The sequence below is a fragment of the Halpernia sp. genome, from assembly GCF_048269545.1.
Classification (GTDB): domain Bacteria; phylum Bacteroidota; class Bacteroidia; order Flavobacteriales; family Weeksellaceae; genus Halpernia.
Map to the genome: position 1 here is coordinate 1 of NZ_JBLXIJ010000018.1, position 5,148 is coordinate 5,148.

Below are 5,148 nucleotides of genomic sequence, written 5' to 3' on the forward strand. Positions count from 1 at the left end.
ACAACAGTCGCCTTTGACGCATTCCTAAAAAGAAGTTTTCAACTTCCTTTTCGGAACGACGACAAAGCCGAGCCGTACGTTAGCGGTCACCCTATGAACGACCGTGCAAACATTAAACAGACAGACAAATGAACGGACAAGCCAACGCTTCGGCAAAATCAAAAGAGGTGCAACCAACCGCACCAAGCCAACGCATTTGCACCACATTTGCTTTTGCCCCAACCGCACCCAAAAATAGAAAGCCGAAATGACATTAAGAGAAACGTTTTCAAAATACACGCTGACATCAGGACAAAGTTCTCTTATTGACGAATTAGAAAAGTTCCTTTCCGACCAGACACCTTGCTTTTTGTTGAAAGGTTACGCAGGGACAGGAAAAACGTTTTTAATGAAAGGACTTACAGACTTTCTTTTGCAAAGCAAAAGAAACTTTGTTATTGCGGCACCGACAGGACGAGCAGCAAAAGTTATTTCGCAAAAGACAAAACACAAGGCTTGCACTATTCATAAGACAATTTATTCAAGCAAAGAACTCAAAGAGTTTAAAACCAAAGACGAAGACGGAACAGAAACTTTCAAATTTTACTTTGAAGTCAAAATAAATGACGACCCAAACAACACCGTTTATATTATTGACGAATCATCAATGATTTCAAATGTTTATTCGGAAGGCGAATTTTTTAGATTTGGTTCGGGCTTTTTGCTTAAAGACCTTATCAAGCACATCAACTTTGACAACAACGACCACAGTAAAAAAATAATTTTCATTGGTGACAACGCACAGTTGCCACCTGTAAATATGAATTTTTCGCCAGCACTTGACGGAAAATACTTGCAAGAAAATTGCGGACTTGTTTCAAACGAATTTGAATTGACCGAAGTTGTAAGACAAAAAGCAGACAGCGGAATACTTCACAACGCAACAAAAATTCGTCAATCTTTAAAAGAAAACATTTTCAATAAACTCGACATTGAAACAGATTTTAAAGACATCAACAAAACAAAATATGAAGAGTTGTTGCCGAAATATTTGCAAGCCTGCAACAACACAATAGACGAAGAAACGATAATTGTTGCTTATTCAAATTCAGCCGTAAAAGGTTACAACGACTTTGTGAGAAATCACTTTTTTCCAAATCAAAAAACAATTACAGTTGGCGACAAAGTAATTTTATTGAGCAATAACTACAATTATCCACAAATGGAATTGCTAAATGGCGACATTGGTTTTGTTGTAGAAGTTTCGCCAACAACTGAAAGCAGAACAATTCCACTAAAACGAAAAAACAGCAAAAACGTAGTTGAAGAAATAAATGTTCCGCTAACTTTTCGGAATGTTACAATTACTTTCTCAGACGAAAATTTTAGGAAACACGATATAGAATGTAAAATAATTGAGAATTTACTATACTCACATCACAGAGATTTGAGTTCAGACGAATTGAAAGCACTTTACATCGATTTCAAAATCCGAAACAAAAATTTAAAAATCGAAACACAACCATTTAAAGACGCTTTGCGAAGCGACAAGTATTTTAACGCTTTGCGTATAAAATTTGGCTACGCCATTACTTGCCACAAAGCACAAGGCGGAGAATGGGAAAATACATTTTTGAATTGCAAAACTTCAATGGGTTATTTCAATTCAAGTTATTTCCGTTGGCTTTATACAGGAATTACAAGGGCAAAAGAAAACTTGTTTACGCTTGATGAACCTCATTTTAGTATTGTAAGCAATATTCAACCGCCCAAAATTGAAAACATAAAACCAAGAGAAGATATTCTTGCATTAAACACAGAAATTGCGGAAATAGAATTGCCGTTTGATTTTTCAAATCAAACAACTTTTTTAAAACATATTTACCTGACAATTAGCGAATATTTGAAAGATGAAAATATAAACATCAGCGACATTCGCCACACAAGTTATTTAGAACATTATACATTTTCGCAAGGAAACGAAAATGCGATTTTTAAAATCCATTACAATGGAAAAAACAAAATCACAAGAATAGAAAAGCCAACAAATTCAACGGAATTTATTGAAAGTGTTTATTCAAAACTTGCTAATCTTCAAAACAAGACAATCATAATTGCAGAAACCGAAACAACCGAAACGGAATTTGAATTTGAACAAGTGTTTCAAAAAGAGTTTTACGAAAATTTAAAGGCAAAATTAGAACCGTTCAATTTTCAAATTGCGAAAGTTGAACACAAACAGTATCACGAAATTTATGAAATAAAGAAAAACGGTTTTACAGCGACATACAAATTTTGGTATGACGGAAATTTCAGGTTCAAAAAAACAGAACTCATTCCAACAAGAACAACAGGCTTAGCGGAAGAAATTAACGAACTCTTATTAGAAAAAGTATCTTGATATGGACTCTAAAACAGTTTTTGAATTACGAAAAGAAGCACAGAGTTTATCAGGTATTGAAAAACTGAATAAATTAAACAATGCTCTAAATATCTCACGAAATCTATACTTAGAGGACAGTTCAGACGAATGGATTCAAAAAGCATTTGCTTGGGTTCTAATAGATTTGTGTAAATACTACATTGCAGAAAAAAACTTGAATCAAGCAGGAGTTTGTTATAACGAACTAATTACAATAGACTTTCAAGGTTATGATGATGATATAATTGAAAATCAAAAAAACTTTCTTCGCCCAAAGATTGACACAAATTATTCGGAGGTTCAAAGAGCGGAAGAATTAAGCAAAAACGGAAATAATAAAGAAGCATTAGCGATTTTTAAAAACCTGATTGCTCAAAACAGACTAACAGAACTACATCACGAAAGTTACGGTTGGGTAATCTACCGATACATAAAAGCAGAAGAAAGTAATCTTTCATCGGTTGAGGTAAGAACGTTTTTTAGAGATTATATGAACTTAAAGAATGAAAGACCGTCAATGCTTCATTCTATGATTTTAAATTTTGCTTTAAACTATTCTAAAACACACAGCGACTTTAAGTTTTACAAATTTTTTCTTTTGTGGAATCCTGACAATCTTCGCCACGAAGATTTACACGATGGATATAAAGACGGAAAAAGTATTCCCTCACTTATTTCACGCATTTGCAGAGAGTTTGTAAATTCAAACACAGAAATAATCATTGAAGGATTTTTAAGCAAAATTGACATTAGCAAAGAAACCGTTTTAGACTTTTTCAGAGAAACCATTTTTTGGAACATTTTCAATGCTCACAAGGAAAATAAATTTTCTGAATTGTGGAATTTATTTGAGCAATACAATAACAATTATTCCAAACACGGACAATCAAAATGGCATTCCGAAATTTTAAATCTTGCTGAAAGGTTTATGAAAGAAAATGACGAATGGCGTTTTCTCAACTTTTTCAAAAATTGGAATCCAGAAAATTTAAGAACTGACGATTGGAAAGAAACAAAAAAAGACGAACACACATACAAACCATTAGCAACAAAAGCACTTAAAAAGACTTTTGAAGTTCTGAAAACTCAGACATCTGAACAAGATTTATCTTGGCTAATCAAAGCGTATGAAACGGCAATCAAATTATTTCCCGATGATGAGTGGTTGTTGAGAGAAAAGGCATTACTTCATTTCAAAAACAACGAATTAGAATTAGCAATCAAAATATACAAGGAACTTGTTTTGGAACTTTCCAATAAACATTATGTTTGGCAAGAGTTTTCAGATTGTATCATTTCCGATAATTCTTTGAAAATCGGAATGTTGTCAAAAGCATTGAGTTTAGAAAAAAACGAAGATTTTTTAGGCGATATTCATTTAGATTTAGCAAAAGCGTTAATTGACGAAAATCTTTTAGAAAATGTACTTGTAGAACTTGAAGCATACAAGAAACATAGAGAAATAAAAGGTTGGAAATTGTCATCACTTTTTGACGAATTACACAAAAAAGCAAGTTCAATTAAACAAAGTTTAAAAGACAATCGGGAACTATACAAAAAATATATTCCTTTTGCCGAAAACTTCGCTTATGCTGATTTTGATTGGACAGAACTTGTTTTGGTTGATAAATGGAAAGACGACAAAGGAAAAGACCGTTTAACTTTTACAGATGGAAAAACGATAGAATTTGCAATTAGTAAAAATCGTTTTGAAACCTTGAAACAATCTGAATTAGGACAAATTTTAAAGTTCAAACTTCACAAGCAAGAAATTAAAAAGGAAGTTGAAGCAAAATTTGCTTGGTTTGGAAAAACAATTGTTACAGAACACAAGTATATTCCACTTATTGCAGAAAAATCAGAAAAGAAACATTGGGAAATTTTAGAAGACACTTTTGCTATTGTTGATTACATCAACAAAGAAAAAAACATTATTCACGCAATTACAACGGGAAACAAAGAAGTCTTTTTTCCTCAAATTAAACCTGAACTACAAATTGGAGATTTTGTAACAGCCAAAAGTTACATCAAAAAAGTAAAAGACGAAAACAGAACAGAACTGCGACAAATTCAGAAAATTGACAAAGGTTCTGTCATTTCAAAATTCCAAACTCAAATTGCAATCGTTGACGGAGTGAACGAGCAAAAGCAATTATTTCATTTTGTCATTTCGTCCAAGTTGCAAGGAATTGTCAAATTCACAGAAACAAACCTAAGACCAAGCGAAGGCGATTTTATTAAACTTTCTTTTGCTACAAAAACGGACAAAGACAAAAAATTAAGAGTGAAAATATTATCTATTGAACTAACAGAAGAAGCAAATCCAAACTTACGAAAGGACATTACAGGAATTATGGAAATGAAATACAAAAATTATGACGAAGAAGTTCCTGACTTTGCTTTTATCGGAGATTATTATGTTCCAAAATACCTTTTAGAAAAACACAACATAACTGACGATTGCAGAGTAAACGCAAGAGCAATTTATGCAGGCGACAAATGGAAAGTAACAGAAATTGAAAGAATATGATTCCAACGCTTTTGGTGGCACATTTGCATTTTTTCCGACACACAAAGCCAAACTAAAATGCAAAAGAGCCACCAAGCCAACGCACCACGACAGACCAAATGAACGGACAAACAACATACAAACAAGGAGGGCGAACCGCTAACATATTCTATGACAAAAAGCAAGGAAAAATTGAAAAAATTACGCGGCAAATTTGTGCAGATTTACAAAGTTTGAT

At 33.0% G+C, this 5,148-nt stretch carries 2 protein-coding genes; both read left to right on the plus strand.

The genetic code is table 11. The features are described from left to right. The first annotated feature begins 247 nt into the window (after positions 1 to 247). A complete protein-coding gene (locus tag ACN0WB_RS11530; protein WP_417431937.1) occupies positions 248 to 2,380 on the plus strand; it encodes an ATP-dependent DNA helicase in 2,133 nt (710 codons plus the stop codon). A 1-nt stretch (position 2,381) separates the two neighbouring features. Next, a complete protein-coding gene (locus ACN0WB_RS11535; protein ID WP_417431939.1) occupies positions 2,382 to 4,931 on the plus strand; it encodes a tetratricopeptide repeat protein in 2,550 nt (849 codons plus the stop codon). Positions 4,932 to 5,148 lie beyond the last annotated feature (217 nt).

Coding starts and splice junctions, on each gene's coding strand:
- ACN0WB_RS11530 (WP_417431937.1), top strand. CDS start 248: ATGACATTAAGAGAAACGTTTTCAAAATACACGCTGACATCAGGACAA.
- ACN0WB_RS11535 (WP_417431939.1), top strand. CDS start 2,382: ATGGACTCTAAAACAGTTTTTGAATTACGAAAAGAAGCACAGAGTTTA.